The organism is Pseudomonas sp. ENNP23, assembly GCF_001728945.1.
GTDB lineage: Bacteria > Pseudomonadota > Gammaproteobacteria > Pseudomonadales > Pseudomonadaceae > Metapseudomonas > Metapseudomonas otitidis.
Window position 1 is genome coordinate 1 of sequence record NZ_LYSP01000028.1, and the last position, 24755, is coordinate 24755.

At 64.0% G+C, this 24755-nt stretch carries 22 protein-coding genes; 5 read left to right on the forward strand and 17 right to left on the reverse strand.

Features of this window, described 5'->3' with window-relative positions; genetic code table 11:
- Positions 1-45: 45 nt before the first annotated feature.
- From A9G05_RS16290 to ppsA, 8 genes are all read right to left on the reverse strand, one after another.
- On the reverse strand, positions 46-1092 hold the full coding sequence (locus A9G05_RS16290; protein ID WP_069561971.1) for an OmpA family protein: 1047 nt from the start codon (positions 1090-1092) through the stop codon (positions 46-48).
- 108 nt (positions 1093-1200) lie between these two features.
- Positions 1201-1791 carry an RNA polymerase sigma factor SigX gene (gene sigX, locus A9G05_RS16295; protein WP_044401647.1) on the reverse strand — a complete coding sequence of 197 codons (591 nt, stop codon included), beginning with the start codon at positions 1789-1791 and terminating at the stop codon, positions 1201-1203.
- Between the two features lie 87 nt (positions 1792-1878).
- Positions 1879-2703, reverse strand: coding sequence for a mechanosensitive ion channel domain-containing protein (locus A9G05_RS16300; protein WP_044401644.1), 825 nt, complete (start codon positions 2701-2703; stop codon positions 1879-1881).
- 2 nt (positions 2704-2705) lie between these two features.
- Positions 2706-2951, reverse strand: a complete 246-nt coding sequence (locus A9G05_RS16305; RefSeq protein WP_069561972.1) for a CrfX protein — start codon at positions 2949-2951, stop codon at positions 2706-2708.
- Between the two features lie 55 nt (positions 2952-3006).
- Positions 3007-4002 carry a zinc transporter ZntB gene (locus tag A9G05_RS16310; RefSeq protein ID WP_069561973.1) on the reverse strand — a complete coding sequence of 332 codons (996 nt, stop codon included), beginning with the start codon at positions 4000-4002 and terminating at the stop codon, positions 3007-3009.
- A gap of 19 nt (positions 4003-4021) precedes the next feature.
- Positions 4022-4510 (reverse strand): ribonuclease E activity regulator RraA, encoded by a 489-nt coding sequence (rraA, locus tag A9G05_RS16315; RefSeq protein WP_069561974.1) that lies wholly within the window; start codon positions 4508-4510, stop codon positions 4022-4024.
- Positions 4511-4747: 237 nt separating this feature from the next.
- Complete coding sequence (locus A9G05_RS16320; RefSeq protein WP_069561975.1) at positions 4748-5743, reverse strand: alpha/beta fold hydrolase; 996 nt, start codon at positions 5741-5743, stop codon at positions 4748-4750.
- Positions 5744-5806: 63 nt separating this feature from the next.
- On the reverse strand, positions 5807-8176 hold the full coding sequence (ppsA, locus tag A9G05_RS16325) for a phosphoenolpyruvate synthase (protein ID WP_069561976.1): 2370 nt from the start codon (positions 8174-8176) through the stop codon (positions 5807-5809).
- Between the two features lie 158 nt (positions 8177-8334).
- On the opposite strand from ppsA, the gene A9G05_RS16330 reads away from it, so the two are divergent.
- Together A9G05_RS16330 and A9G05_RS16335 are read left to right on the forward strand one after the other, a co-directional pair.
- On the forward strand, positions 8335-9153 hold the full coding sequence (locus A9G05_RS16330; protein ID WP_044401624.1) for a pyruvate, water dikinase regulatory protein: 819 nt from the start codon (positions 8335-8337) through the stop codon (positions 9151-9153).
- Positions 9154-9168: 15 nt separating this feature from the next.
- Complete coding sequence (locus A9G05_RS16335; protein WP_069561977.1) at positions 9169-9798, forward strand: LysE family translocator; 630 nt, start codon at positions 9169-9171, stop codon at positions 9796-9798.
- A 5-nt stretch (positions 9799-9803) separates the two neighbouring features.
- Here the strand turns inward: A9G05_RS16335 and prpF are convergent, their stop codons facing one another.
- The 5 genes from prpF to A9G05_RS16360 form a co-directional block, all read right to left on the reverse strand.
- Positions 9804-10991, reverse strand: coding sequence for a 2-methylaconitate cis-trans isomerase PrpF (gene prpF / locus A9G05_RS16340; RefSeq protein ID WP_069561978.1), 1188 nt, complete (start codon positions 10989-10991; stop codon positions 9804-9806).
- A gap of 172 nt (positions 10992-11163) precedes the next feature.
- Entirely contained in the window at positions 11164-13773 is a 2610-nt protein-coding gene (gene acnD, locus A9G05_RS16345) for a Fe/S-dependent 2-methylisocitrate dehydratase AcnD (protein ID WP_171902728.1), read from the reverse strand.
- A gap of 14 nt (positions 13774-13787) precedes the next feature.
- Entirely contained in the window at positions 13788-14948 is a 1161-nt protein-coding gene (gene prpC, locus A9G05_RS16350) for a 2-methylcitrate synthase (RefSeq protein ID WP_069561980.1), read from the reverse strand.
- Between the two features lie 124 nt (positions 14949-15072).
- Positions 15073-15960 carry a methylisocitrate lyase gene (prpB, locus tag A9G05_RS16355; RefSeq protein WP_069561981.1) on the reverse strand — a complete coding sequence of 296 codons (888 nt, stop codon included), beginning with the start codon at positions 15958-15960 and terminating at the stop codon, positions 15073-15075.
- A complete protein-coding gene (locus A9G05_RS16360; RefSeq protein ID WP_069561982.1) occupies positions 15957-16694 on the reverse strand; it encodes a GntR family transcriptional regulator in 738 nt (245 codons plus the stop codon). The genes prpB and A9G05_RS16360 overlap by 4 nt, the downstream gene beginning before the upstream one ends.
- 297 nt (positions 16695-16991) lie before the next feature.
- Between A9G05_RS16360 and A9G05_RS16365 the strand changes: the two genes are divergently transcribed.
- Genes A9G05_RS16365 through A9G05_RS16375 form a run of 3 tightly spaced genes read left to right on the forward strand, consistent with a single transcriptional unit; the run spans position 16992 to position 20054 of the window.
- Complete coding sequence (locus tag A9G05_RS16365; RefSeq protein WP_069561983.1) at positions 16992-17531, forward strand: ATP-dependent zinc protease; 540 nt, start codon at positions 16992-16994, stop codon at positions 17529-17531.
- Between the two features lie 5 nt (positions 17532-17536).
- On the forward strand, positions 17537-19063 hold the full coding sequence (locus A9G05_RS16370; protein ID WP_069561984.1) for an inactive transglutaminase family protein: 1527 nt from the start codon (positions 17537-17539) through the stop codon (positions 19061-19063).
- Positions 19064-19067: 4 nt separating this feature from the next.
- Positions 19068-20054, forward strand: a complete 987-nt coding sequence (locus A9G05_RS16375; RefSeq protein ID WP_069561985.1) for an alpha-L-glutamate ligase-like protein — start codon at positions 19068-19070, stop codon at positions 20052-20054.
- Between the two features lie 80 nt (positions 20055-20134).
- On the opposite strand, the gene A9G05_RS16380 is transcribed toward A9G05_RS16375, so the two are convergent.
- The 4 genes from A9G05_RS16380 to A9G05_RS16395 form a co-directional block, all read right to left on the reverse strand.
- Positions 20135-21286 (reverse strand): MalM family protein, encoded by a 1152-nt coding sequence (locus A9G05_RS16380; RefSeq protein WP_069561986.1) that lies wholly within the window; start codon positions 21284-21286, stop codon positions 20135-20137.
- Entirely contained in the window at positions 21286-22875 is a 1590-nt protein-coding gene (locus A9G05_RS16385; protein ID WP_170832290.1) for an outer membrane protein transport protein, read from the reverse strand. The genes A9G05_RS16380 and A9G05_RS16385 overlap by 1 nt, the downstream gene beginning before the upstream one ends.
- Positions 22876-22891: 16 nt before the next feature.
- A complete protein-coding gene (locus tag A9G05_RS16390; protein WP_069561988.1) occupies positions 22892-23899 on the reverse strand; it encodes a flagellar protein FilC in 1008 nt (335 codons plus the stop codon).
- 78 nt (positions 23900-23977) lie between these two features.
- Entirely contained in the window at positions 23978-24739 is a 762-nt protein-coding gene (locus A9G05_RS16395; protein WP_069561989.1) for a C39 family peptidase, read from the reverse strand.
- Positions 24740-24755: the final 16 nt, after the last annotated feature.

Below are 24755 nucleotides of genomic sequence, written 5' to 3' on the forward strand. Positions count from 1 at the left end.
AAGAAAAACCCGGCCTAGGCCGGGTTTTCCTGAAGCTCAGACCAATTACTTGGCTTGGGCTTCTACTTCAGCTTCTACGCGACGGTTAACAGCGCGGCCAGCTTCGGTGGCGTTGTCGGCAACCGGGCGGGACTCACCGTAACCAACGGCGTTGACGCGGTCAGAACCTACACCGTACTGGTTGACCAGTACTTCACGAACGGCGTTGGCACGGCGCTCGGACAGCTTCTGGTTGTAGGCGTCGGTGCCGACGGAGTCGGTGTGGCCTTCAACGGTGGTGGTGGTGGCCGGGTACTGATTCATGAAGTCAGCCAGGTTCTTGATGTCGCCGTAGCTTTCTTCCTTGACCTTGGACTTGTCGAAGTCGAACTTCACGTCCAGCTCAACGCGAACCACTTCGGCAACGGCCGGGCAGCCGTCGGCGTCAACGGTGACGTTGGCCGGGGTGTTCGGGCACTTGTCGACGTTGTCGCACACGCCATCGTTGTCGCTGTCGGAGCAGACTTCGGCAACCGGAGCAGGAGCCGGCTCGGCAGCGGGCTTGGAGCCACCACCGAAGTTCACGCCAACACCCACACCAGCAGCCCATTCGGCTTCGTTGGCGTCGATGTTGTACATGCCGTCCAGACCAGCCTTGGCGTAGAAGTTCTCGGTGAAGTAGTACTTCACGCCGGTGCCGATGTTGGCGAAAGTGCTGTGGTCACGACCGGTACGATCCGGAACGTTGCTGATGTTCTGGTGAGCGAGACCAGCGGACACGTACGGGCGCAGACCTACACCGGGAGTACCGAAGTGGTAGATCGCATCCAGGCCAGCCTGATTGCCTTTGATGTTCTTGTTACCAGTGTCGTTTTCCGAACGAATGTCGTGAAACTCGCCATAGGACAGAGCCAGTTCGACGTCATCGGTCAGGTAGTAACCAACCGAACCGCCCAGCAGGTTGCCGTTGGACAGATCACGCGAGCTATCGGTGAAGTAGCGCTTGCCGAAAGCCTCCACCTCGACAGCGCCTTGGCCTTGCGCCAGCGCGTTCAGAGAAAATGCGGCAACGAGAGAGCCAACGGCTACGCCTAAGGTGTTTTTCAGTTTCATCCGTAAATCCCCATCTTGGTTGTCAGTAAGTTGTCAAACAATCTCAATGGACAACTTGGTCCGCAAGTTTACCAGAACTCGCTACTCTTAGAGATTGATTTTGCCCAACTAAGTTTCGGCCGATCCTGAAAATTTTTCGCGCAAGCGATCAAGAGCGCGTTTGTATCTCATCTTTGTCGCGCTCAAGCCCATATGCATGATGTCGGCGATCTCCTGGAACTCCAGTTCCGCAACAAAACGCAGTACGAGGATTTCACGATCGATCGGGTTCACATGCACCAGCCAGCGCTCGAGCCCGCCACGCTCCTCGATCTTCGGAGCCTTCTCATCGGAGGCCTCCTCGAGCGGATCGAGACTCAGGGCATCGAGCAAGCGACGCTTGCGTCGCTCTTTGCGGTACTGGGTAATGCATTCGTTGTACGTGATGCTGTAGAGCCAGGTCTTGAACTTGGATTTACCCTCAAAGTTCTTGAGCCCATATAGCACTTTGAGCATCACCTCCTGACAGACATCATCAGCGTCTCGTTCGTTCCCCAAATATCTCGCGCATACATTGAAGAGGGTCCGCTGGTAACGGCGCATCAGCTCTTCATAGGCCCGAGTGACATGGAACAACTCGACATGCGCACGCTCCACCAGCTCTTCGTCGGAGAGTTCGTGAGGGTCATAGCGCAGGGACAGCGATTGGGGTTTGTTCAAAACAGGTCGGGCCGGCAATGATCGGGAGCCGCCGGAGCGCGTGGGCGCTGATCCGGCGGCCAATATTAGCAGGGATGGCGCTTCGTGTTAGCGGCTCGTTACCCGCTGGTCGAGAAGCGTCCGGTTGGCCACCGATACCAGATCCCCCTCGTCGGTGAGCAGGATGGTCTTCACGGTGCCGATCTCCTCGATCTGCCCTTCGATGTCCCCGACCTTGACCTCCTGGCCGACTTGGTAAAGCTCGCGCACATAGATTCCGGCGATGATCTGCGCGGCAATGTCTCGGCTGCCAAGGCCCAGGGCCAGAGCAGCCGCCAGACCGATGGAGATCAGCGCGATGGCGATGACGTTGTTCAGCAGGTCGGTCTTGACCTCCAACTGGCCAATGGCCACGGAGATACTGATGAGGATGACCAGGCCCTGGGCGATACGCCCCAAGCCATGGGCGTAGTCCAGGCCCACGCCTTCCGCCGCGCCACGAACGATCCCGCTGAGCAGTTGCGCCAGCAGCACGCCGGCCAGCAGCACCAGAGCGGCGCCCAGCACTTTGGGCAGGTAGAGCGCGAGCATGTCCAGGGTCGCCGAGACGCGATCGAGACCCAAGGACTCGGCAGCGGACACCAGGAAGATGAGCAGGACGAACCAGTAGACGATCTTGCCGATCAGTGAGGAAACCGGCACCTGGATACCGACGCGGCCAAGCATCTTGGTCAACCCGGTGCCGGCCATCAGGCGATCCAATCCCAATTTGGCCAGCAGCTTGGAGAGCAGGGTGTCCAGCAGCTTGGCGACGACGAAGCCCACCAAGACCACCACCAGCGCGCCGAAGAAGCGTGGGATGAAGCCGGCTACCGGTGTCCACACCGTGGTCATGGCGTTAACGATACCTTGGGTCCAGGGGTCGAATTCCATCTTCATTCAGCCTTGTCAGCAGAGCGTTTCGAGGAGGAACGGCGAGATACGGGCGCCACATGCGCCGAGCCGTTGTTCAGGGCGATCATCAGGGCTTCGGCCCAGTGGCCGAGCAGGCAGAAGAGGTCGCCCACGCCAACCTGCCGGTTCGCGGTCTTGAGGACGCGACCGAGCGCCGCGCTGTCGTCATGGTCGGACGGCGCGTTACGGAGCATGTCCCGCAGGGATTCTTCGAAGGGATCGTGCATTCGCACCTCTCGTAGGTATGTCGGCTAGACGCAGCAGGCTGGAGATGGGTCACATTCAAAGCCAGCGCAGCCGACGGAAGAGCCACCACTGGAAGGCGGCCACCCCGAGGAGGAGCAGGCACACGATGGGAAAGCCATGGGATGCGTCGGCGCCCGGCAGCCCACCCACGTTGATACCCAGGAGCCCGGTGATGAAGCTCATGGGCAGAAAGAAGCCGGTGATGATGCCCAGCAGGTACATGGTGCGCGTCATCCGCTCGCTCATCCGGCGGTTCTCGGACTCCAGCACCAGGGCGACTCGTTCGCGAATCATCTCCAGCTCTTCGAGGTAGCGAGTCAGGCGGTTGTTCAGTTCGTTCCAGTAGTCAGCGTCATCGGACGCGAACCAGCCAAGCCGATTGCGCGCCAGTTGGCCATAGATGTCCCGCTGCGGAGAAAGGAAGCGGCGCAAGGCCGCAGCCCGCCGGCGGGTCTGCAGCATCAGGTCATGATCGGGGTTGTAGCGCTCACTGGCATCGAGCTGCTCCTCCTGCTCATCGACCGCATCCCCCAGATGAGCGATCAGCGAATCGACCTTGCTGGTCAGGTGCTCGGCAAGATAGAGCAGCACCTCGGATGCACTGCGCGGCCCGGTCCCGGCGCGCCACTGCTGGATCAGCTCATCAGTGGCATGAAGGGGGCGCAACCGCAGGGAAATCACATGGCGCGCATCGGCGAAGATGCGCACTGCCACCATGTCTTCCGGCTGGGCACCGGGGTTGAGGTTGACCCCGCGAAGGAACAGCAGCAGTTGCTCATCCGGCAGGGTTACCAGACGCGGGCGGGTGCTCTCCTCCAACAGCAGGTCACAAGCGAACTCCCCCAGCCCACTGCGCTCGCGCAGCCACAGGCGCGCCAGGGGATGCCCACGGTCCCAGTGCAGCCAGAGGCTTTCATGCGCGCCGAGCTGGAGCCCATCCAGCTCGGCGCGACTGATGGCGCGCGCGCCGCCCTGCGCGTCGAGCACGAATGCATGAACCAAACCCGCACCGGGGCTCTGCTCACCTGTCATCCTCGCGCCACCTGCCCGGTTACCCGGGCATCTTCAGCGGTTCGGGGGAGACGATGATGCCGTTGTTATCGGCATACAGGTACTGCCCCGGGCGGAAAGTCACGCCACCGAAGGTGACGGCAACATTCAGGTCGCCGATACCGCGCTTATCGGTCTTCATCGGGTGGCTGGCCAGGGCCTGGACACCCAGGTCAGTCTGGGCGATCACGTCCACATCACGGATGCAGCCGTATACCACGATGCCTTCCCAGCCATTCTTCGCGGCCTTCTCGGCGAGCATGTCTCCCAGCAACGCACGGCGCAGGGAGCCACCGCCATCGACCACCAGGACCTTGCCCTGACCGGGCTGGTCAACCTGCTCCTTGACCACCGAGTTGTCCTCGAAACACTTGATGGTGACGATTTCGCCACCGAAGGAATCGCGACCACCGAAGTTGCTGAACATCGGCTCAACGACCTGCACCAGGTCAGGGTAGGCATCGCACAGATCAGGGGTGATGTATTGCATGGCGTGGCTCCTTGCGGGTCTAGAGATCGGGGCCGTCACGATCACCGTCCTGGGCCGGCAGCGGAAAGCGTTGCGCAGCGCATACACCAGCACGCTCCAGGTCGAAGGCGATCCCGTGGCGGGAACAGCGCAGCACCCTACCGCCGGGGCGGATGCCGCGCAAGGGCGCAACACCGCCGTGACAGCGGCTTTCCGGGACGTTGAGCAGCGAATCCGTGACAATCAACCGAATTGCTTTCACATTGCCGAAGAGAGTTCACGTTCAGGCTGGCCTGGCAACGCCGGAAGGCTGCGGTGCAAGAGCCAGTGCTCGACGAGCGGCCAGACCTCCTGCTGCGCCGACTTGCTCACCAGCATCTCCACATGGCCGTAATCCTCGGCAAAGCCGGCCTCGCGGGACAGGCAAAGGAACTCACGAACCTCGCTGCCGAACTGGTCGAGCAGCTTCCGGCAAGCCCACGCCGGGTCCTGGTGATCTCCAGCCGAACCCACGGCCAGTACCGGCACCCGGACATCCGCCAACCCCTTCCACCAATCTCGCTCGGCGTCACCGAAGCGGCCGAACAGGCCATGCCAGCGGAGATTCTCCAGCCCGATGCCGATAGGCTCATCCTCGGGCCCGCGCTTGAGGCCGGAACCGGAGAGCACATCGAAGCGCTTGAGCAGGAAACGCCCCAGCCACTCCACCGGCGGAACCTTGAGGGGCCAGTAGACCCGACTGATCTGGCTGCCGAACAAGGCAACGGACGCCGCAGTCTCCTCGTCGAGGTAGCCGCCCCCCAGTGCGGCGGCCAGGGTCACACCACCCAGGGAGTGCCCCACCCAGTGAGCGGGCGATCCGGCCTGCTCACGCACGAAGGCGCCAATGGCCGGTAGATCGTAGCGGGCATAGTCGGCCACGCGGTTGTGCCGGTAGGTCTGATTGCGAGGGGAAAGACCGTGGCCGCGCATCTCGACGATCCACACGTCAAAACCCGCCCTGGCCAGGAAAGGCCCCAGGCCCAGGCCGCGCGGCGAGTACCAGAAGCGGCGATTGGAGAAGCTGCCGTGCACCAGCACCACAGGGATACCGCGCTGCCCTTCACGCCCGTATAGGCCCAAGCGCGTAACCACCAGTTCAACGCTGGGATCAGGACTGTTGCCAGGCTTGAGGCGATAGAGGTCTTCCGTGAGGTCCCCACGGAGTTCGGCGCCCACCAGGGCCACCGGGAAAAGAAGACTGCTGCTTTGCATGAAAACTACTTGCATGAAAAAGGGCGGGTGATGACCCGCCCTTTTTCCGGTTACCGTTCGGGATCAGGCTTGGCCTTCGGCCAGGAAGAACCAGGTGTCGAGCACGGAGTCGGGGTTGAGGGAAACGCTCTCGATGCCCTGCTCCATCAGCCACTTGGCCAGGTCCGGGTGGTCCGAAGGGCCCTGACCACAGATGCCGATGTACTTGCCCGCCTTGTTGCACGCAGCAATGGCGTTGGACAGGAGCTTCTTCACCGCCGGATTACGCTCATCGAACAGGTGGGCGATGATGCCGGAGTCGCGGTCCAGGCCCAACGTCAACTGAGTCATGTCGTTGGAGCCGATGGAGAAGCCATCGAAGAACTCCAGGAACTCCTCGGCCAGCAGAGCGTTGGACGGCAGCTCGCACATCATGATGATGCGCAGGCCATTCTCACCGCGCTTGAGGCCGTAGTGGGCCAACAGGTCGATCACCTGGCTCGCCTCGCCCAGGGTACGGACGAAGGGCACCATGATCTCGACGTTGGTCAGGCCCATCTCGTTCCGCACCTTCTTCAGCGCGCGGCATTCCAGCTCGAAGCAATCGCGGAACGACTCGCTGATATAGCGGGAGGCGCCACGGAAGCCCAGCATGGGGTTCTCTTCCTCGGGCTCGTACAGCTTGCCGCCGATCAAGTTGGCGTATTCGTTGGACTTGAAGTCCGACAGGCGGACGATGACCTTCTTCGGCCAGAAGGCCGCGGCCAGGGTGCTGATGCCTTCGACCAGTTTCTCGACGTAGAAGCCGACCGGGTCGTCGTAGCCGGCGATGCGCTTCTCGACGCTTTCCTTGATCTCCGGCGGCAGGCCGGCGAAGTTCAGCAGCGCCTTGGGGTGTACGCCGATCATGCGGTTGATGATGAATTCCAGGCGTGCCAGGCCCACGCCCTCGTTCGGCAACTGCGCGAAGTCGAAGGCACGGTCGGGGTTGCCGACGTTCATCATGATCTTGAACGGCAGCTCCGGCATGGCGTCGACGGAGTTCTTGCGCACGTCGAAGCCCAGCTGGCCTTCGAAGATGAAGCCGGTGTCGCCCTCGGCACAGGAAACGGTCACGCCCAGGCCATCCTTCAGCACCTGGGTGGCGTTGCCACAGCCCACGACAGCCGGGATGCCCAGCTCACGGGCGATGATCGCGGCATGGCAGGTACGGCCGCCACGGTTGGTGACGATGGCGCTGGCGCGCTTCATCACCGGTTCCCAGTCCGGGTCGGTCATGTCGGAGACCAGCACGTCGCCCGGCTGGACCTTGTCCATCTCGGAAACGTCGTGGATCACCTTCACCGGGCCGGCGCCGATGCGCTGGCCGATGGCACGGCCTTCCACCAGGACGGTGCCCTTTTCCTTCAGCAGGTAGCGCTCCATCACGGTAGCGCTGGCGCGGCTCTTAACGGTCTCGGGACGGGCCTGCACGATGTACAGCTTGCCGTCGTCACCGTCCTTGGCCCATTCGATGTCCATCGGACGGCCGTAGTGCTTCTCGATGATCATGGCCTGCTTGGCCAGTTCAGTGACTTCGGCATCGGTGATGCAGAAACGCGCACGCTCGGCGCGGTCGACATCAACGGTCTTCACCGACTTGCCGGCCTTGGCTTCCTCGCCGTAGACCATCTTGATCGCCTTGCTGCCCAGGTTGCGACGCAGGATCGCGGGGCGGCCGGCTTCCAGGGTGTGCTTGTGCACGTAGAACTCGTCGGGGTTCACCGCACCCTGCACCACGGTCTCGCCGAGGCCGTAGGCGCCGGTGATGAACACCACGTCACGGAAGCCGGACTCGGTGTCCAGGGTGAACATCACGCCGGCCGTACCGGTTTCCGAACGCACCATGCGCTGCACACCGGCGGACAGGGCGACCAGCTTGTGGTCAAAGCCCTGGTGCACGCGGTAGGCGATGGCACGGTCATTGAAGAGGGAGGCGAAGACTTCCTTGGCGGCACGGATCACATTGTCCACGCCACGGATGTTGAGGAAGGTCTCCTGCTGGCCGGCAAAGGAGGCGTCCGGCAGGTCTTCGGCGGTGGCGGAGGAGCGCACGGCGACGGCCATGTTCTCGTTGCCAGCGGCCATTTCAGCGAACGCCGCGCGAATTTCAGCGTCCAGACGCGCCGGGAACTCGGCGTCCATGACCCACTGGCGAATCTCGGCACCGGTCTTGGCGAGCGCATTGACGTCATCCACGTCGAGCTTGTCCAGCGCATCGTGGATGCGATCGTTAAGGCCGCTCTGCTCGAGGAAGTCACGGTAGGCCTGGGCAGTCGTGGCGAAACCACCGGGAACGGAAACCCCAGCACCCGCCAGATTGCTGATCATCTCGCCCAGGGATGCGTTCTTGCCCCCCACATGCTCAACATCGTGGACGCCGAGCTTATCGAGGGAAACTACGTACTCAACCAAGGTGATCTCTCCACTATCTGTTGGAATAGCTGGGCGGAGCGGTTCCGCCGCGTTCTGGCATGGTGCCGGAAAAATGAGTCACAATGCAGGCCGGCTTCAGGCCAGCAAAACGGACCTATGATAGCCAAGAATCGTTCCCGACTTAAGGCCTTTGGCGCATGAAACGAACCGCTTTTTTCATCTCCGACGGTACCGGCATTACCGCTGAAACCCTCGGACAGAGCCTGCTGGCGCAGTTCGAAACCATCACGTTCGCAAAGCTCACGCGGCCCTATATCGACAGCGTGGAAAAAGCGCGCGCCATGGTACAGCAAATCAACAAGGCTGCCGAGGCAGACGGCGCGCGACCGATCATCTTCGACACCATCGTGAACAAGGAGATCCGGGAAATTCTCGCGACCTCCAACGGCTTCATGATCGACATCTTCTCGACCTTCCTCGCGCCGCTGGAACAGGAGCTCACCTCCCATTCCTCGTACTCCGTGGGCAAGTCCCACTCCATCGCCCACAACTCCAACTACATGGAGCGCATCGAGGCGGTGAACTTCGCGCTGGACAACGACGACGGTGCCCGCACCCACTACTACGACAAGGCCGACCTGATTCTGGTCGGCGTGTCGCGCTGCGGCAAAACGCCCACCTGCCTGTACATGGCGATGCAGTACGGCATCCGCGCGGCCAACTACCCGCTGACCGAAGAGGACATGGAGCGCCTGCAGCTGCCCAATGCCCTGCGCCCCTACAAGCACAAGCTGTTCGGCCTGACCATCGACCCCGACCGTCTCACCGCCATCCGCAACGAGCGCAAGCCCAACAGCCGCTACGCAAGCTTCGCCCAGTGCGAGTTCGAAGTGCGCGAGGTGGAAAACCTGTTCCGCCGGGAAAACATCGCCTACATCAACTCCACCCATTTCTCGGTGGAAGAGATTTCCGCCAAGATCCTGGTGGAAAAAGGCGTTGAGCGCCGCCTCAAGTAATTTCGCGAGCCCGTCATGACCCTCAACGATGCCCTGCTGTTCGCCCCGATCGCCCTGCTGATCGCGATCACGCCGGGCCCCAATAACTTCTGCGCGATGAACAACGGCATCCGCCATGGCATGGCGACTGCCGTACTGGCCACCACGGGGCGAGTCATCGCGTTCGCCTTCTTCCTGCTCATTTCGGCGGTCGGCCTCGGCGCCATGCTGATGGCCTCCGAACAGTTGTTCAGCGCAGTCAAATGGGTCGGTGCCGCCTACCTGCTCTACCTGGGTATCAGCGCGTGGCGCAGCCGCGCCTTCGCTCTGGACGAACGACAAAGCCCGGCAGAATCGAGGCGCACCCTGTGGCTGGCGACTCGCCAGGAGTTTCTCATCGGCATCAGCAACCCCAAGGCCATCCTGCTGTTCGCAGCGATCTTCCCGCAGTTCATCCGCCCCGATCAGCCGGCCGCCGAACAGTTTCTCTACCTGGGCACGACCTATCTGCTGGCCGAATACGCCGCCTCGTTGCTCTACGCACTGTTCGGCCTGCAGATTCGCCGCCTGATCCGCAGCGCCCGTGGCGTGCGCAACCTCAATCGCACCACCGGCGCCTTCTTTGTCGGCGCCGGCGGCCTGTTGCTGGGTACCAGCCAGCACTGAGCGACTCAGAAGCTGTCGCCCGGCACCCGTACCCAGCCTTCCATCAATATCCGCGCACTGCGGCTCATGATCGCCTTGGTCACCTGCCACTGGCCGTCCACCTGCCGGGCTTCGGCGCCCACGCGCAGGGTGCCGGAGGGGTGGCCGAAACGTACCGCCGTGCGCTCGCCACCACCGGCCGCCAGATTCACCAGGGTGCCGGGAATGGCCGCCGCGGTGCCGATGGCGACCGCCGCCGTGCCCATCATCGCGTGGTGCAGCTTGCCCATGGACAGCGCCCGCACCAGCAGGTCGATCTCGTCGGCCTTCACCGTCTTGCCGCTGGAGGCCTGGTAGTTCCTGGGCGGCGCGACGAACGCCACCTTCGGCGTGTGCTGGCGGGTCAGCGCCTCTTCGGGGGCCTTGATCAGCCCCATGCGCAGTGCGCCGGCGACACGGATCTTCTCGAAGCGCGCCAGCGCCTCGGGGTCGCCGTTGATGGCCTCGCGCAGCTCGGTGCCGGTGTAGCCGATGTCTTCGGCGTTGACGAACACCGTGGGAATGCCGGCGGTGATCAGGGTCGCCTTGAAGGTGCCAACGCCCGGCACGTCCAGCTCATCCACCAGGTTGCCGGTGGGGAACATGGAACCGCCCTCCTCCCCGTCATCCGACGGATCGAGGAATTCCAGCACGATCTCCGCCGCCGGGAAGGTCACCCCGTCCAGCTCGAAATCGCCGGTTTCCTGCACCTGGCCATCGGTGACCGGCACATGGGCGATGATGGTTTTCTGGATGTTGGCCTGCCAGATGCGCACCACGCAGGTGCCGTTGGCTGGAATGCGTGACGGGTCCACCAGCCCGGCGTGAATGGCGAAGGCGCCCGCCGCGGTGGACAAATTGCCGCAGTTGCCGCTCCAGTCGACGAAGGCCTTGTCGATGGAGACCTGCCCGTAGAGGTAGTCGACATCGTGGTCGGGCTGGCCGCTCTTCGACAGGATCACGCACTTGCTGGTGCTGGAAGTCGCCCCGCCCATGCCGTCGATGTGCGCGGCGTAGGGATCGGGACTGCCGATCACCCGCATGAACAGCCGGTCACGGGCCTCGCCCGGCACCTGGCAGGCCTCGGGCAGGTCCTGCAGGCGGAAGAACACGCCCTTGCTGGTCCCGCCACGGATGTAGGTGGCGGGGATTTTCACTTGCGGTAGATGAGCCATGCGTGCAGTCCTGAGAAAGGGCCCGGATGCCATCCGGGCATGACCATGTTCGGTACTCCCCGGATTGCATCCGGGCTAAGTCCTCGATGAGCCGCAGGGTGGATGGCGCTTCTTCCATCCACCATTGGCAAGCACCACGGTGGATCGATGAGTCGCCCTCCACCCTACGCAGTCAGGCGACCTCGCCCTTGAGGAAGTCCTTGGCAAAGCGCTGCAGCACGCCACCGGCCTTGTACACGCTGACGTCGGCGGCGGTGTCCAGGCGGCAGGTGACCGGCACCCGCACCACCTCGCCGTTGCGACGATTGACCACCAGGGTCAGGTCGCAGCGCGGCGAAATGTCGCCTTCGACGTCGTAGGTCTCGGTGCCGTCCAGGCCCAGGGTCAGGCGCGTGGTGCCCGGCTTGAACTCCACCGGCAGCACACCCATGCCCACCAGGTTGGTGCGGTGGATGCGCTCGAAGCCTTCGGCCACGATCACTTCCACACCCGCCAGGCGCACGCCCTTGGCCGCCCAGTCGCGGGACGAGCCCTGCCCGTAGTCGGCACCGGCGACGATGATCAGGTTCTGCTTGCGGTTCATGTAGGTCTCGATGGCTTCCCACATGCGCATCACCTGGCCCTCCGGCTCCACGCGGGCCAGCGAGCCCTTCTTCACCTGCCCGTCGACCACGGCCATCTCGTTGACCAGCTGCGGGTTGGCGAAGGTGGCGCGCTGGGCCGTCAGGTGGTCCCCACGGTGGGTGGCGTAGGAGTTGAAGTCCTCCTCCGGCAGGCCCATTTTCGCCAGGTACTCGCCGGCGGCCGAGTCCGCCAGGATGGCGTTGGACGGCGACAGGTGGTCGGTGGTGATGTTGTCCGGCAGGATCGCCAGCGGCCGCATGCCCTTGAGCGTGCGCTCGCCGGCCAGCGCGCCTTCCCAGTACGGGGGGCGACGGATGTAGGTGGACATCGGGCGCCAGTCGTACAGCGGGCTTTCCGCCTCCTGCACGCTGCCCAGGTCGAACATCGGGATGTAGATCTGCTTGAACTGCTCGGGCTTCACCGAGGCGGCGACGATGGCGTCGATCTCCTCGTCGCTCGGCCACAGGTCCTTCAGCGTGACCGGGTTGCCCTGGGCATCGGTGCCCAGCGGGTCCTGCTCGATGTCGAAGCGCACGGTACCGGCGATGGCATAGGCCACCACCAGCGGCGGCGAGGCGAGGAAGGCCTGCTTGGCGTAGGGGTGGATGCGCCCGTCGAAGTTGCGGTTGCCCGAGAGCACGGCGGTGGCGTACAGGTCACGGTCGATGATCTCCTTCTGGATCACCGGGTCCAGCGCGCCGGACATGCCGTTACAGGTGGTGCAGGCGTAGGCGACGATGCCGAAGCCGAGCTTCTCCAGCTCCGGCAGCAGGCCGGCTTCCTCCAGGTACAGCTTGGCGACCTTGGAACCCGGCGCGAAGGAGGTCTTCACCCAGGGCTTGCGCACCAGACCGAGGGTATTGGCCTTCTTCGCCACCAGGCCGGCGGCGATCACGTTGCGCGGGTTGGAGGTGTTGGTGCAACTGGTGATGGCGGCGATGATCACCGCGCCATCGGGCATCAGGCCCTTCGCCTCTTCGTCACGACCGGCCTGCAGCTTGGCCTCGTCGGCGATGCCGCGCTCGGCCAGCGCCGAAGTGGGCAGGCGGCGGTGCGGGTTGGACGGGCCGGCCATGTTGCGCACCACGCTGCCCAGGTCGAAGCTCAGCACGCGCTCGTACTCGGCGGTCTTCAGTGCACTGCCCCACAGCCCCAGGGTCTTGGCGTAGTGCTCCACCAGCGCCACCTGCTCGGGCTCGCGGCCGGTGAGCTTGAGGTAGTCGATGGTCTGCTCGTCGATGTAGAACATCGAGGCGGTGGCGCCGTATTCCGGGCACATGTTGGAGATGGTCGCGCGGTCGCCGATGGACAGGCTGTCCGCCCCCTCGCCGAAGAACTCGACGTAGGCGCCCACCACACGCTCCTTGCGCAGGAACTCGGTCAAGGCCAGGACGATGTCGGTGGCGGTGATGCCGGGCTGGCGCTGGCCGGTCAGTTCGACACCGACGATGTCGGGCAGGCGCATCATCGACGGGTGGCCGAGCATCACGGTCTCGGCTTCCAGGCCGCCAACGCCGATGGCGATCACGCCCAGGGCATCCACGTGCGGCGTGTGCGAGTCGGTGCCGACGCAGGTGTCGGGGAAGGCGATGCCGCCGCGCGCCTGGATCACCGGGCTCATTTTCTCCAGGTTGATCTGGTGCATGATCCCGTTCCCGGCGGGGATCACGTCGACGTTCTTGAATGCAGTCTTGGTCCAGTCGATGAAGTGGAAGCGGTCCTCGTTGCGGCGGTCCTCGATGGCGCGGTTCTTCTCGAAGGCGTCCGGGTCGAAACCGGCGGCTTCCACGGCCAGGGAGTGGTCGACGATCAACTGGGTCGGCACCACCGGGTTGACCTTGGACGGGTCCCCGCCCTGCTCGGCGATGGCATCACGCAGGCCGGCCAGGTCCACCAGCGCGGTCTGCCCGAGGATGTCGTGGCAGACCACCCGCGCCGGGTACCAGGGGAAATCCAGGTCGCGCTTGCGATAAATCAGTTGCCCCAGCGACGCGGTCAGGTCGGCGGGCTCGCAGCGGCGCACCAGCTGCTCGGCCAGCACACGGGAGGTGTAGGGGAGCTTGTCCCAGGCGCCGGCCTGGATCGCCTCGACCGCCTCGCGGGCGTCGAAGTAATCCAGCGCGGTGCCGGGCAAGCGCTTGCGGTATTGGCTGTTCACGGTCGTGGTCATTGTTATTTACGGTCCTTGAGCGGCACGAACTCCAGGTCTTCGGGGCCTGTGTAGTTGGCGCTCGGGCGGATGATCTTGCCGTCGATGCGCTGTTCGATGACGTGGCTGGACCAGCCCGAGGTGCGGGCGATCACGAACAGCGGGGTGAACATGGCGGTGGGCACGCCCATCATGTGGTAGCTGACGGCGCTGAACCAATCGAGGTTGGGGAACATCTTCTTGATTTCCCACATGGTGCTTTCCAGGCGCTCGGCGATGTCGAACATCTTGGTGTTGCCCTGCTCCACGGAGAGCTCGCGGGCCACTTCCTTGATCACCTTGTTGCGCGGGTCGGAGACGGTGTAGACCGGGTGGCCGAAGCCGATGATCACTTCCTTCTTCTCGACACGGGCGCGGATGTCGGCCTCGGCCTCATCCGGGCTGTCGTAGCGCTTCTGCACTTCGAAGGCCACCTCGTTGGCGCCGCCATGCTTGGGCCCACGCAGCGCGCCGATGGCGCCGGCGATGCAGGAGTACATGTCCGAGCCGGTGCCGGCGATCACCCGCGAGGTGAAGGTGGAGGCGTTGAACTCGTGCTCGGCGTACAGGTTCAGCGAGGTGTGCATGGCGCGCACCCAGGATTCGCGGGGCTTCTCGCCATGCAGCAGGTGCAGGAAGTGGCCGCCGATGGAGTCGTCGTCGGTCTCCACCTCAATGCGCTTGCCGTTGTGGCTGTAGTGGTACCAGTACAGCAGCGCGGACCCCAGGGAAGCCATCAGCTTGTCGGCGATGTCGCGGGCGCCGGGGTGGTTGTGGTCATCCTTCTCCGGCGACAGGCAGCCCAGCACGGAGACGGCGGTGCGCATCACGTCCATCGGGTGGGCGGAAGGTGGCAGCTGCTCCAGCGCGGCCTTGACGCCAGCGGGCAGGCCGCGCAGAGCCTTCAGCTTGGCCTTGTAGCCGGCCAGCTCCGCGACGTTGGGCAGCTTGCCGTGGACCAGCAGGTGGGCGATTTCTTCGAATTCGCAGCGATTGGCGAAATCCAGCACGTCGTAGCCCCGGTAGTGCAGATCGTTGCCGGTACGGCCCACGGTGCACAGGGCGGTATTGCCGGCGGCGGTGCCGGAAAGGGCCACGGATTTCTTCGGCTTGAAGCCCGGAGTGGTGGTTTCGTTGGTGCTCATCGGTATCTCCTCGAGTCTTTTTGTTCTGTTGCGCGCTGAGCAGGGTGGGCCGGGCGGCGATCGACTTCAGCCCACCAACAGCGCGCTGACACGGTGGGCTGAAGCCCACCCTACCTTGCTGGTTCTACTTCTTGCCGGCGGCGAACAGCGCGTCGAGCTTCTGCTCGAAGGCGTGGTAGCCGATGCGGTCGTACAGCTCCGCGCGGGTCTGCATCAGCTCGATCACATCCTTCTGATGGCCGCTCTGGCGAATGGCGGTGTACACGGCTTCCGCCGCCTTGTTCGCCGCGCGGAAGGCGGACAGCGGGTAGAGCTGGATGGCCACGCCAACCGAGGCCAGCTCGTCCCGGGTGAACAGCGGGGTGGCGCCGAACTCGGTGATGTTGGCCAGCACCGGCACGTTCAGGGCCTCGACGAAGCGCTGATAGGTCGGCAGGTCGTAGGCGGCCTCGGCGAAGATGCCGTCGGCGCCGGCTTCGACGTAACGCAGGCAGCGCTCGATGGCGGCGTCCACGCCCTCGGCCTGGATGGCGTCGGTGCGGGCGATGAGGAAGAAGTCCGGATCGGTCCGGGCATCAGCGGCGGCGCGCACGCGGTCGACCATCTCCTCGCAGGAGACGATCTCCTTGCCCGGGCGGTGACCGCAACGCTTGGCGCCCACCTGGTCCTCGATGTGCGCCGCGGCGGCGCCGGCCTTGATCAGGCTCTTCACCGTGCGCTCGATGTTGAAGGCACTGGGCCCGAAGCCGGTGTCGATGTCCACCAAGAGCGGCAGGTCGCAGACATCGGTGATGCGGCGCACGTCGGTGAGCACGTCATCCAGGGTGTTGATGCCCAGGTCCGGCAGACCCAGGGAGCCGGCCGCCACGCCACCACCGGAAAGATAGATGGCCTTGTAGCCGGCACGCTTGGCCAGCAGCGCATGGTTGGCGTTGATCGCACCGATCACCTGCAGCGGGCTTTCTTCGGCAAGGGCCTGGCGGAAACGCTGGCCGGCGGAGAGCTGGGTCATGAGTCACCTCGGGTCTGGGAGGGGTTGGCGAGCGCGTCCTGCCCGTTCTGGGAGCCGTAGTGGCGCTCGATGTTGCGCTTGGAGGCGCCGATGTGACGGCGCATCAGCAATTCGGCCAATTCGCCGTCTCGGTCGGCGATGGCGTCGAGAATACGGTGGTGTTCAGCAAAGGCCTGGCGCGGGCGGTTCGGCGTGGCGGAGAACTGGATGCGGTACATGCGCACCAGTTGATAAAGCTCGCCGCAGAGCATGCGGGTCAGGGTCTGGTTGCCGCTGCCCTGGATGATCCGGTAGTGGAAGTCGAAGTCGCCCTCCTGCTGGTAGTAGCCACGCCCGGCCTGGAAGGCCTCGTCGCGCTCATGGGTATCCAGCACCCGGCGCAGCTCGTCGATCTCGTCCTGGGTCATACGCTCGGCGGCCAGGCGGCAGGCCATGCCTTCGAGGGATTCACGGATCTCGTACAGCTCGATCAGTTCGGTGGGGCTCAGCGACACCACCCGCGCGCCGACATGGGGCACACGCACCAGCAGCTTCTGCCCTTCCAGGCGGTGGATCGCCTCACGCAGCGGACCACGGCTGATGCCGTAGGTGCGCGCCAGCTCCGGCTCGGAGATCTTGCTACCCGGTGCAATCTCACCCCGGATGATGGCGGCCTGGATACGACGGAAGACGTGCTCGGAGAGGGTTTCCGAGTCTTCGGTCACAGCCAGGGGAGTTTCCAGGGTAGCAGCCATGATTGTCGACACATTCAATTTAAGATGCACCGAAAAGTACGCTCAAGGTCATTTACTGTCAAACCAAAGACCAACATTGTCGACAATGGTCGAGTGTCGCGAAAAATTCATATAAAGGCGCCAGCGCCTTCACAAAGCACATGGGCCGGCTGTCGCCGTGGAAAACCCACATGCTAGAATGCGCGCCTCATGCGCCTGGCGAGGCGCCATCCGTTTGCCTGCTAGACTCTTTCGCCAGACGCCGGGGCCATGGTCCTCGCGCCGGGCATCAGGATCCCGAACCGCATCCAAGGACTCATGACTTACAAGCCCTTAGCCCTGCTCCTGTGCCTGGCGAGCCTGCCAGGCTTCAGCCTCGCCAACGGCAAGACCATTTACGGTCTGAACGAATACGCCCGCCTTTCCGACCTTGATCTGGTGATCGCCGCCAAACTGGACACCGGGGCCAAGACAGCTTCCCTCAGTGCCCGCGACATCAAGCGTTTCAAGAAGAACGGAGAGTCGTGGGTGCGCTTCTACCTCGCCATCGACGACACCCACGCCCATCCGATCGAGCGCCCCCTGGCGCGGATCAGCAAGATCAAGCGGCGTGCCGGTGACTACAACCCCGAGGAAGACGACAAGCGTTACACCGCACGCCCGGTCATCGAGCTGGACGTGTGCATGGGCAGCGCCCTGCGGCGGATCGAAGTGAACCTCACCGACCGAAGCGCTTTCCAATACCCGCTCCTGATCGGTTCCGAGGCGCTCAAGCGCTTCGATGCACTGGTCGACCCGAGCCTTAAATACGCTGCCGGCCAACCCGGCTGTGCCACTGACGCAAACGCTGCCGAGTAACTCACATGCGCTCTCTTACCCTGCATCTGAAAGCCCTCATCACCCTGCTGGTGAGCCTGGGCATTCTGATAACGGCCTACCAGATCTTCATTCAGGGCATCCCGATCACCGAGGATGAGACCGACGACCTCTGGAACATCGACGCCAAGGTCGAGTTCCAGGCCAGCCCGCGCGACCCGATCAAGGTGCAGATGTTCGTACCGCCGCTGAACCGGGACTACGTCAGCCTCAACGAGAGCTTCATCTCCAACAACTACGGCGTGAGCATCAATCGCGTGGACGGCAACCGCAAGGTGACCTGGTCCGCCCGTCGCGCCAGTGGCAACCAGACCCTCTACTACCGCCTGGTGCTGACCAAGCGCTACAGCGGCGAGAAGCCCAAAGACAAAGGGCCGATCTTCCGCGACAGCATCCCGGTGGAAGGCGCCGAGAAGATCGCCGCCGAAGCCCTGCTGGCGCCCATCCGCCAGCACTCGGCGGACGTCGAGACCTTCATCAGCGAGACCATCAAGCGCGTCAACAACGCCAACGACGACAACGTCAAGCTGCTGCTCGGCGGCGACGCCGGCACGCCGAACAAGGCCAAGGTCATCGAACTGCTGCTGTCCATCGCCCACGTCCCGATGGAGCGCGTGCACACCATCCGCCTCGCCGCCGACCAGCCGCAGAGCCCCGAGCTCTGGCTGCGCAGCTTCAACGGCGAGAGCTGGCTCTACTTCAACCCCGAGACCGGCCAGCAGGGCCTGCCGGGTGATCGCCTGGTGTGGTGGACCGGCGACGAGCCGCTGATCACCGTCGACGGCGGCAAGAAGGCCCAGGTGACCTTCAGCCTGAACAACAGCGAGATGAACGCCATCCGCCTGGCCAAGCTGACCGACGAGAACACCGACGCCGACTTCCTCGAATACTCCCTCTACGGCCTGCCGCTGCAGACCCAGCAGACCTACCAGATCATGATCATGATCCCGATCGGTGTGCTGGTGATCCTCATCCTGCGCAACCTCGGCGGCCTGCAGACCCTCGGCACCTTCACCCCGGTGCTGATCGCCCTGGCCTTCCGCGAGACCCAACTGGGCTTCGGCATCGCCCTGTTCACCATCATCACGGCGCTTGGCCTGTCGCTGCGCTCCTACCTGGAGCACCTCAAGCTGCAGATGCTGCCGCGCCTGTCGGTGGTACTGACGTTCGTGGTGATCCTCATCGCGGTGATCAGCCTGCTCAGCCACAAGCTCGGCCTGGAGCGCGGCCTGTCCGTCGCCCTGTTCCCGATGGTGATCCTGACCATGACCATCGAACGCCTGTCCATCACCTGGGAAGAGCGCGGCGGTGGCCATGCCTTCAAGGTCGCCATCGGTACGCTGTTCGCCGCCACCCTGGCGCACCTGCTGATGACCGTGCCGGAGCTGACCTACTTCATCTTCACCTTCCCGGCCGTGCTGCTGATTCTGGTGGGCTTCATGCTGGCGATGGGTCGCTACCGCGGCTACCGCCTGACCGAACTGTTCCGCTTCAAAGCCTTCGTGAAGGACTGAGCCCATGTTCGGCCTGATCAAGACGTGGAAAGCCCTTGAAGCCAAAGGGATCATGGGCATCAACCGACGCAACGCGGACTACGTGCTGAAGTACAACAAGCGGCACCTGTACCCGATCGTCGACGACAAGATCATCACCAAGCAGCGCGCCATCGAGGCGGGGATCCACGTACCCGAGATGTACGGGATCATTTCCACCGAGAAGGAGATCGACAAGCTCGACGAGATCATCGGCGAGCGTAACGACTTCGTGATCAAGCCGGCGCAAGGCGCCGGCGGCGACGGCATCCTGGTGATCGCCGACCGCTTCGAAGGCCGCTACAAGACCGTCTCCGGCAAGATCATCAGTCACGAGGAGATCGAGCATCAGATCTCCTCGATCCTCACCGGCCTCTACTCCCTCGGCGGGCACCGCGACCGCGCGCTGATCGAGTACCGCGTGACCCCGGACCCGATCTTCAAGAGCATCAGCTACGAAGGCGTGCCGGACATCCGCATCATCGTGCTGATGGGCTACCCGGTGATGGCCATGCTGCGCCTGCCCACCCGCCAGTCCAGCGGCAAGGCCAACCTGCACCAGGGCGCCATCGGCGTGGGCGTCGACCTCGCCACCGGCATCACCCTGCGCGGCACCTGGCTGAACAACAAGATCGCCAAGCACCCGGACACCACCAACGCAGTGGACGGCGTGCAGCTGCCCAACTGGGACGGCTTCATGAAGCTGGCGGCCGGTTGCTACGAGCTGTGCGGGCTGGGCTACATCGGTGTGGACATGGTGCTGGACGTGGACAAGGGCCCGCTGATCCTGGAACTCAACGCCCGTCCGGGCCTGAACATCCAGATCGCCAACGACTGCGGCCTGACCCACCGTGCCCACGCCGTCGAGGCCCGCCTCGAAGAGCTGAAGGCCAAGGGCATCCAGGAGTCCCCGGAAGAGCGCGTGCGCTTCTCCCAGGCACTGTTCGGCAACGTACGGCCGTCGGAAGTCTGACCCGTCCTCCCCCATGAAGAAGCCCGGCTCGATGCCGGGCTTTTTCATGGCAGGTCGCCAGGCGACAGAGCAGCCCGACGTTACCGCAAGATAGCCAGCTCGAACGCCCCCTCATCCGAATGCTCATGCACCTGCATGCCGGTCTCGCTCAGGGCGAGGTCCTGCAGTGGGCGCTTGTAGGGTTTGTTGTCCAGGGTCTTCACCGCGCGGTCTTCGTCGGTAGTGAGCAACAGCGCATAGCGCTCGCCCTGGTTGGCGCGGACCTGCACGGTGCCCTCGATGTAGGCGTAGCGGTACCAGGTCTCGCCGTGGAGCTGGTACACCGCGTCGCTCACCAGTCGGGTCGGCCGCTTGGCCTCGTCGAGGAAGAGGATCGACGGGTAGACCACCTGGCGATTGGCGAAGCTGCGGATGCGCAAGCCGTACTCCCGCCCCGAGCGCGGCAGGCGCACGGCGGCGTAGTAGCTGCGCCCCATGGGGAAGGTGAAGCTCGGCGAGAAGCGGTTCAGCTCCTCGTAACGCGGCTCCTCGGCGGACAGTTCGGTGAAGGCCGAATCGGACAACTGGCCACAGCACTGCTCCACCAGCTCCTGGTAGAGCACGCGGCTGCGCTCCTCGCTGCCTTCCAGCAGAGCCTTCATGGCTTCGCTGGGTTGGCCGTCCAGAGCGGGAAGGATCGGCGCCTTGCGCTCGAACACCACCTCACGGCTCTCGGTGTAAGCCACTGGCTGGCCGACGCTGGCCACCGCCCTGGTGCCGTCCTTCGGCGGCACCGGGGAGTTGTGGGTGCGCCCCTGGTCGTCCACCCAGGTGTAGTAACCGGTGCCGTTCTCCGGGCGGGAGTAACCGCGCCCTTCCAGCACGTCGGCATCGATGTACTCGCCCGCGCGATGCCCGCTGGGCAGCAGGTAGTCACGCTGGCCCGCCGGCACCTGGCCGGCGGCGTAGAAGCTGTTCTGCAGGTTGCCGCTGGCATCCACCCAGGTGAAATAGCGACGCTTCTGCTCGCCACCGGCCGCGCCCCAGCCGGCCGCACCCTGCTCCTTCAGCCGCTCCAGATCGCTGCGGCTGACGCGCCGGGCCGCCTCCTGCTGCTGCTGGCTGTAGCGGTCGTCGACGAAGCTGTTGTGCACGCGGCCGTTGTCGTCGATCCAGGTCAGGTAGCGCCCGCCGCTGGCCTGTACCGTCGGCAGGATGGAGAGGGCGAGCAGGACGGAAATGAGCGTCTTCATCAGAAGGTCGTCGTGTAGGTGAATGCCATGATCAACGCCTTGACCGAGGTTTCCACGTTCATCCCGGCGTAGGGGTTGTAGACCATCTTGTCCAGGCCATCGCAGTTCATGTTGCAGCTCTCCCCGGCCATGGTCTTCTGCGAAGTGACGAAGTAATTAACGCCCAGGTCGATGCTGGTGTCCTTGTCCCAGCGGTAGCCCAGGCCGAGCCCGTAGAGGTGGGCGTCGCCAATGGGCGCCAGCACGTCGGCCTTGTCGTCCGGAATGGCCGAGGGACGGAACTCGTAGCCGGCGCGCAAGGCCAGGCGGTCAGTCACGTCGTACTGCGCCCCCACCGCCCAGCTCCAGGTGTCGCGGTAGCCGCGGTCCAGGGTGATGCTGGTGGCGGTGGCCTTGCCGCCACCGAAGGTCTTGGCGATGCGCAGCATGTCCAGCTCACGGTCGAATTCAATCTCGAACTCGTTCCAGTCGCTGTAGCCGGACCACTTCAGGTCGAAGTTGAACTGCCAGCGCTCGAACGGCTTGATCTTGATCCCGGTGGAGAAATTGTCCGGGTAGGTCATGGTCAGCGTGGCGTTGCCGCTCTCCTCGTCGGTACGCCCATACGGGAACAGCGGGCTGAGGATCTGGCCGAATACCGCCGACTGGAAGCCGCTCCAGAACCCTTGCCACTCCCTGGAGTAGTCCACCCGGTACTTGCCCTGCAGGTGCATGCGGGCCTCGCTCTGGTAGGTGGCGCCCCAGGCGAACCAGTCGGTGGGCTCCCAGAGCACGCCGATGTTCCAGGTGGGCGACAGCGACTCCTGCATGTCCAGGTCCAGGTTGGCGAGCGAGTCGAAGGGGCCGATGCGTCCGCCGCAGACGTTCAGGATCGGACCGATGATCGTGCCCATCCCTGGGCAGATGGTGTCGTGAGCCAGGGCAGCCAAGCCGGTGAGCATCCCCGGTGCGCGAAAGTCCTGGTTGAGCGCCATCGCCTGGTGGGAGAACCCCACCGACAGCCCCAGGGCCAGCTCGTCGTTCACCTGGTAGCCCAGTGAGGGCGAGAAATAGGTGATGCGCTGGATCGCCACCTGGCGCCCCTGGAAGCGCGCCGGATCGCTGTCCGAATCCCGCGAGTAGCCCAGCGCCATGGGCGCGTAGACGTTGGTGGCGAAGGTGAACTTGGAGCCCGGCGGGTTGATCGACAGCCCCGCCAGCGGGGCTGCCAGCAGCGGCATGTCGGTCATGCCGCCCATGCCGGGCAGGTACATGGCCGGTGTGAGGGTGCGGCTGTTGGCACCGGCCACGCTGTCGTTCTTGTAGCCGAAGAAGCCGTAGTCGGCGGGCGCATCGAACTTGGCGCGGATGTCCATCACCCCGGCGATCATCTTCACCGTGGTCTGGCGGCCCTTGAGTTTGACCAGGGCCGCCGGGTTGTAGTGCACCGCATCGATCCCAGTGGAGTCGGCGGTCACGGCATTGGCCATGGCCATGGCCTTGGGGTTGCCGATGGTCAGGTCGTTGGCCAACTGCGCCTGTGCGCCCCCCGCCCAACCGAGCCCCACCCCCGCCAGCGCCAAGGCCAGCGGCGAAATACGCATCGTCATGTCGTCGCCTCGCCGGTTACTGGGCCTTCAGGCCTTTGATGTCCAGGGGAACGGAGAACCCGAGCATCACGTCCGGGGAGTCCTCGGTCATGCCGAAGCCGGCGTTGACGTTGACGATGTAGTCCGGCGAGGTTCGCAGGCCGAGCGAGAAGTTCATGATCGCGCTGGTCTGTTCGCTGCCTTCGGCCTTGTTGCCGTCGGAGAAGGTGTAGGTGGGGCGCGTGTTGTAGGCCATCTGGTAGGAGGTGGCCAGGGAGACGTCATAGGACAGCGCGTAGGCGAACCCCATGCTCATGGACAGGGTGCCGCCCGGGTCCACGTCCACCAGCTCACGTCCGCCAACGTTCTGGTGGATGTTGTGCACCGGCATGTTGTAGGTGTAACCGACCGAGCCGAACAGCACGACCGGGTCGATCACGTAGGAGGTGTTGGCCCCCACGCCCAGGCTGTAGTAGCCGTTGCCGGTGGAGAGGTCCGACTCGCGGTTGATGTCGTAGGGGCTCTGGCCGGTAGGCAGGCCGAAGGTGGCGAACAGCGTGGTGACCGGCTTGCCGCGGGTGGCCGACCAGGGCTGCCAGCGCAGGCTGGCGGACACATCGCCCAGGCTGTAGACATTCAGGTCGCGCTCGGTGTCGTACTTGGCGATGAAGGGCAGCCGCACGCTGAAGGTGAGGTTGTCCCAGACGCCGTAGTCGAAGGTGAAGGAGTTGGTGAAGGTGTGCTGGGCCTCGCTGCGCGGGATCACGCTGTACACGTTGCTCCCGGTGCGCACCTGCTCGATCTGCACATCACGGGTCAGCGAGTAGTCGAAGCCGTAGGTGAGCGTGCGCTCACCCTTCTTCAGCAGCGTGTAGCTCTTCTCCGATGCCTGGAACACCTGCTCCAGCGCCTTGGCGCTGTCGGCGTCACCGTCCTTTTTGCTCAGCGCCTCACGCGCCTCGTCCACCGAGTTCTCCTCGGCCCACAGCGGCCCGCAGGCGCCCAGCGCCAGCATGGCCAGCCATGCGTAACCCCTCACTCCCATGGCACGGTCCCCTGGTTATTTTTCTAACTTATGCGGGTTCTTCTTTTTACTGGCCGGGATGGCCTGCCGACGGCACGCTCACTTGCGTCGGTAGTAACGGATATCGCCTCCCGAGCCCAACTCATCCAACTGGTTTTCGGTGAACTTGGTGATCTGCGGAAACTGCTGGAACGCCAGGAGGCTGATGGTCCTGTCATCCACCAGGCGCAGGTCGCGCTCGGTCAGGGCCATCGCGTTACGCGGTTCCGCACCGGTCGGGTAGATCACGAACAGCACGTTCTGGTCCCACACCTCTTCGAATCGGGTGCGGGTGAAGCTGATGTTCCCCAGGGCAGGGTCAGCGACGAACACGTGATCGTTGTAGACATCGCGCACCACCACGAAATGCTTGAAGCCGCCGTAGTGGATCGGGACCAGCGCCGGGTGCTCCAGCTTGTCGAGGTCCTCGAATTCAGCGCGAAAACCGCCGCTCTTGTAGCCCAGGGCGGTGACGAAGCGCTTCATGTCCAGCAGGGAGAAGCCACGCCGCTCGACGATCTTGTCCGCCTCGCCATAGCGCAGCAGCCCTTCCATCACCTGGCGTTCCTGCAGGTTACGCCCCAAGTAGTAGTCCAGCAGGCTGGTCAATGCGGCTGAGCCACAGCTGTAGTCGTAGGCCTGGCGGATCACATTGCGGAACTGCAACTGACTCATCGGCTCGATGTTCACGGTCTCCCGGTAAGGGCCGTTGGGCGCGAGCGACTGCGTCAGGTTCACGGAACCCTGGGGCTGCGGCTTGGTGTCCACGGCCTGGGTGAAGCCGAACAGGCCCAACAGGCTGCCAACCAGTATCTCGATCATTGCCGTTCCGAATCAG

Coding starts and splice junctions, on each gene's coding strand:
- A9G05_RS16290 (WP_069561971.1), bottom strand. CDS start 1,092: ATGAAACTGAAAAACACCTTAGGCGTAGCCGTTGGCTCTCTCGTTGCC.
- A9G05_RS16300 (WP_044401644.1), bottom strand. CDS start 2,703: ATGGAATTCGACCCCTGGACCCAAGGTATCGTTAACGCCATGACCACG.
- A9G05_RS16305 (WP_069561972.1), bottom strand. CDS start 2,951: ATGCACGATCCCTTCGAAGAATCCCTGCGGGACATGCTCCGTAACGCG.
- A9G05_RS16310 (WP_069561973.1), bottom strand. CDS start 4,002: ATGACAGGTGAGCAGAGCCCCGGTGCGGGTTTGGTTCATGCATTCGTG.
- rraA (WP_069561974.1), bottom strand. CDS start 4,510: ATGCAATACATCACCCCTGATCTGTGCGATGCCTACCCTGACCTGGTG.
- A9G05_RS16320 (WP_069561975.1), bottom strand. CDS start 5,743: ATGCAAAGCAGCAGTCTTCTTTTCCCGGTGGCCCTGGTGGGCGCCGAA.
- A9G05_RS16330 (WP_044401624.1), top strand. CDS start 8,335: ATGAAACGAACCGCTTTTTTCATCTCCGACGGTACCGGCATTACCGCT.
- A9G05_RS16335 (WP_069561977.1), top strand. CDS start 9,169: ATGACCCTCAACGATGCCCTGCTGTTCGCCCCGATCGCCCTGCTGATC.
- prpF (WP_069561978.1), bottom strand. CDS start 10,991: ATGGCTCATCTACCGCAAGTGAAAATCCCCGCCACCTACATCCGTGGC.
- prpC (WP_069561980.1), bottom strand. CDS start 14,948: ATGAGCACCAACGAAACCACCACTCCGGGCTTCAAGCCGAAGAAATCC.
- prpB (WP_069561981.1), bottom strand. CDS start 15,960: ATGACCCAGCTCTCCGCCGGCCAGCGTTTCCGCCAGGCCCTTGCCGAA.
- A9G05_RS16360 (WP_069561982.1), bottom strand. CDS start 16,694: ATGGCTGCTACCCTGGAAACTCCCCTGGCTGTGACCGAAGACTCGGAA.
- A9G05_RS16365 (WP_069561983.1), top strand. CDS start 16,992: ATGACTTACAAGCCCTTAGCCCTGCTCCTGTGCCTGGCGAGCCTGCCA.
- A9G05_RS16370 (WP_069561984.1), top strand. CDS start 17,537: ATGCGCTCTCTTACCCTGCATCTGAAAGCCCTCATCACCCTGCTGGTG.
- A9G05_RS16375 (WP_069561985.1), top strand. CDS start 19,068: ATGTTCGGCCTGATCAAGACGTGGAAAGCCCTTGAAGCCAAAGGGATC.
- A9G05_RS16380 (WP_069561986.1), bottom strand. CDS start 21,286: ATGAAGACGCTCATTTCCGTCCTGCTCGCCCTCTCCATCCTGCCGACG.
- A9G05_RS16385 (WP_170832290.1), bottom strand. CDS start 22,875: ATGACGATGCGTATTTCGCCGCTGGCCTTGGCGCTGGCGGGGGTGGGG.
- A9G05_RS16390 (WP_069561988.1), bottom strand. CDS start 23,899: ATGGGAGTGAGGGGTTACGCATGGCTGGCCATGCTGGCGCTGGGCGCC.
- A9G05_RS16395 (WP_069561989.1), bottom strand. CDS start 24,739: ATGATCGAGATACTGGTTGGCAGCCTGTTGGGCCTGTTCGGCTTCACC.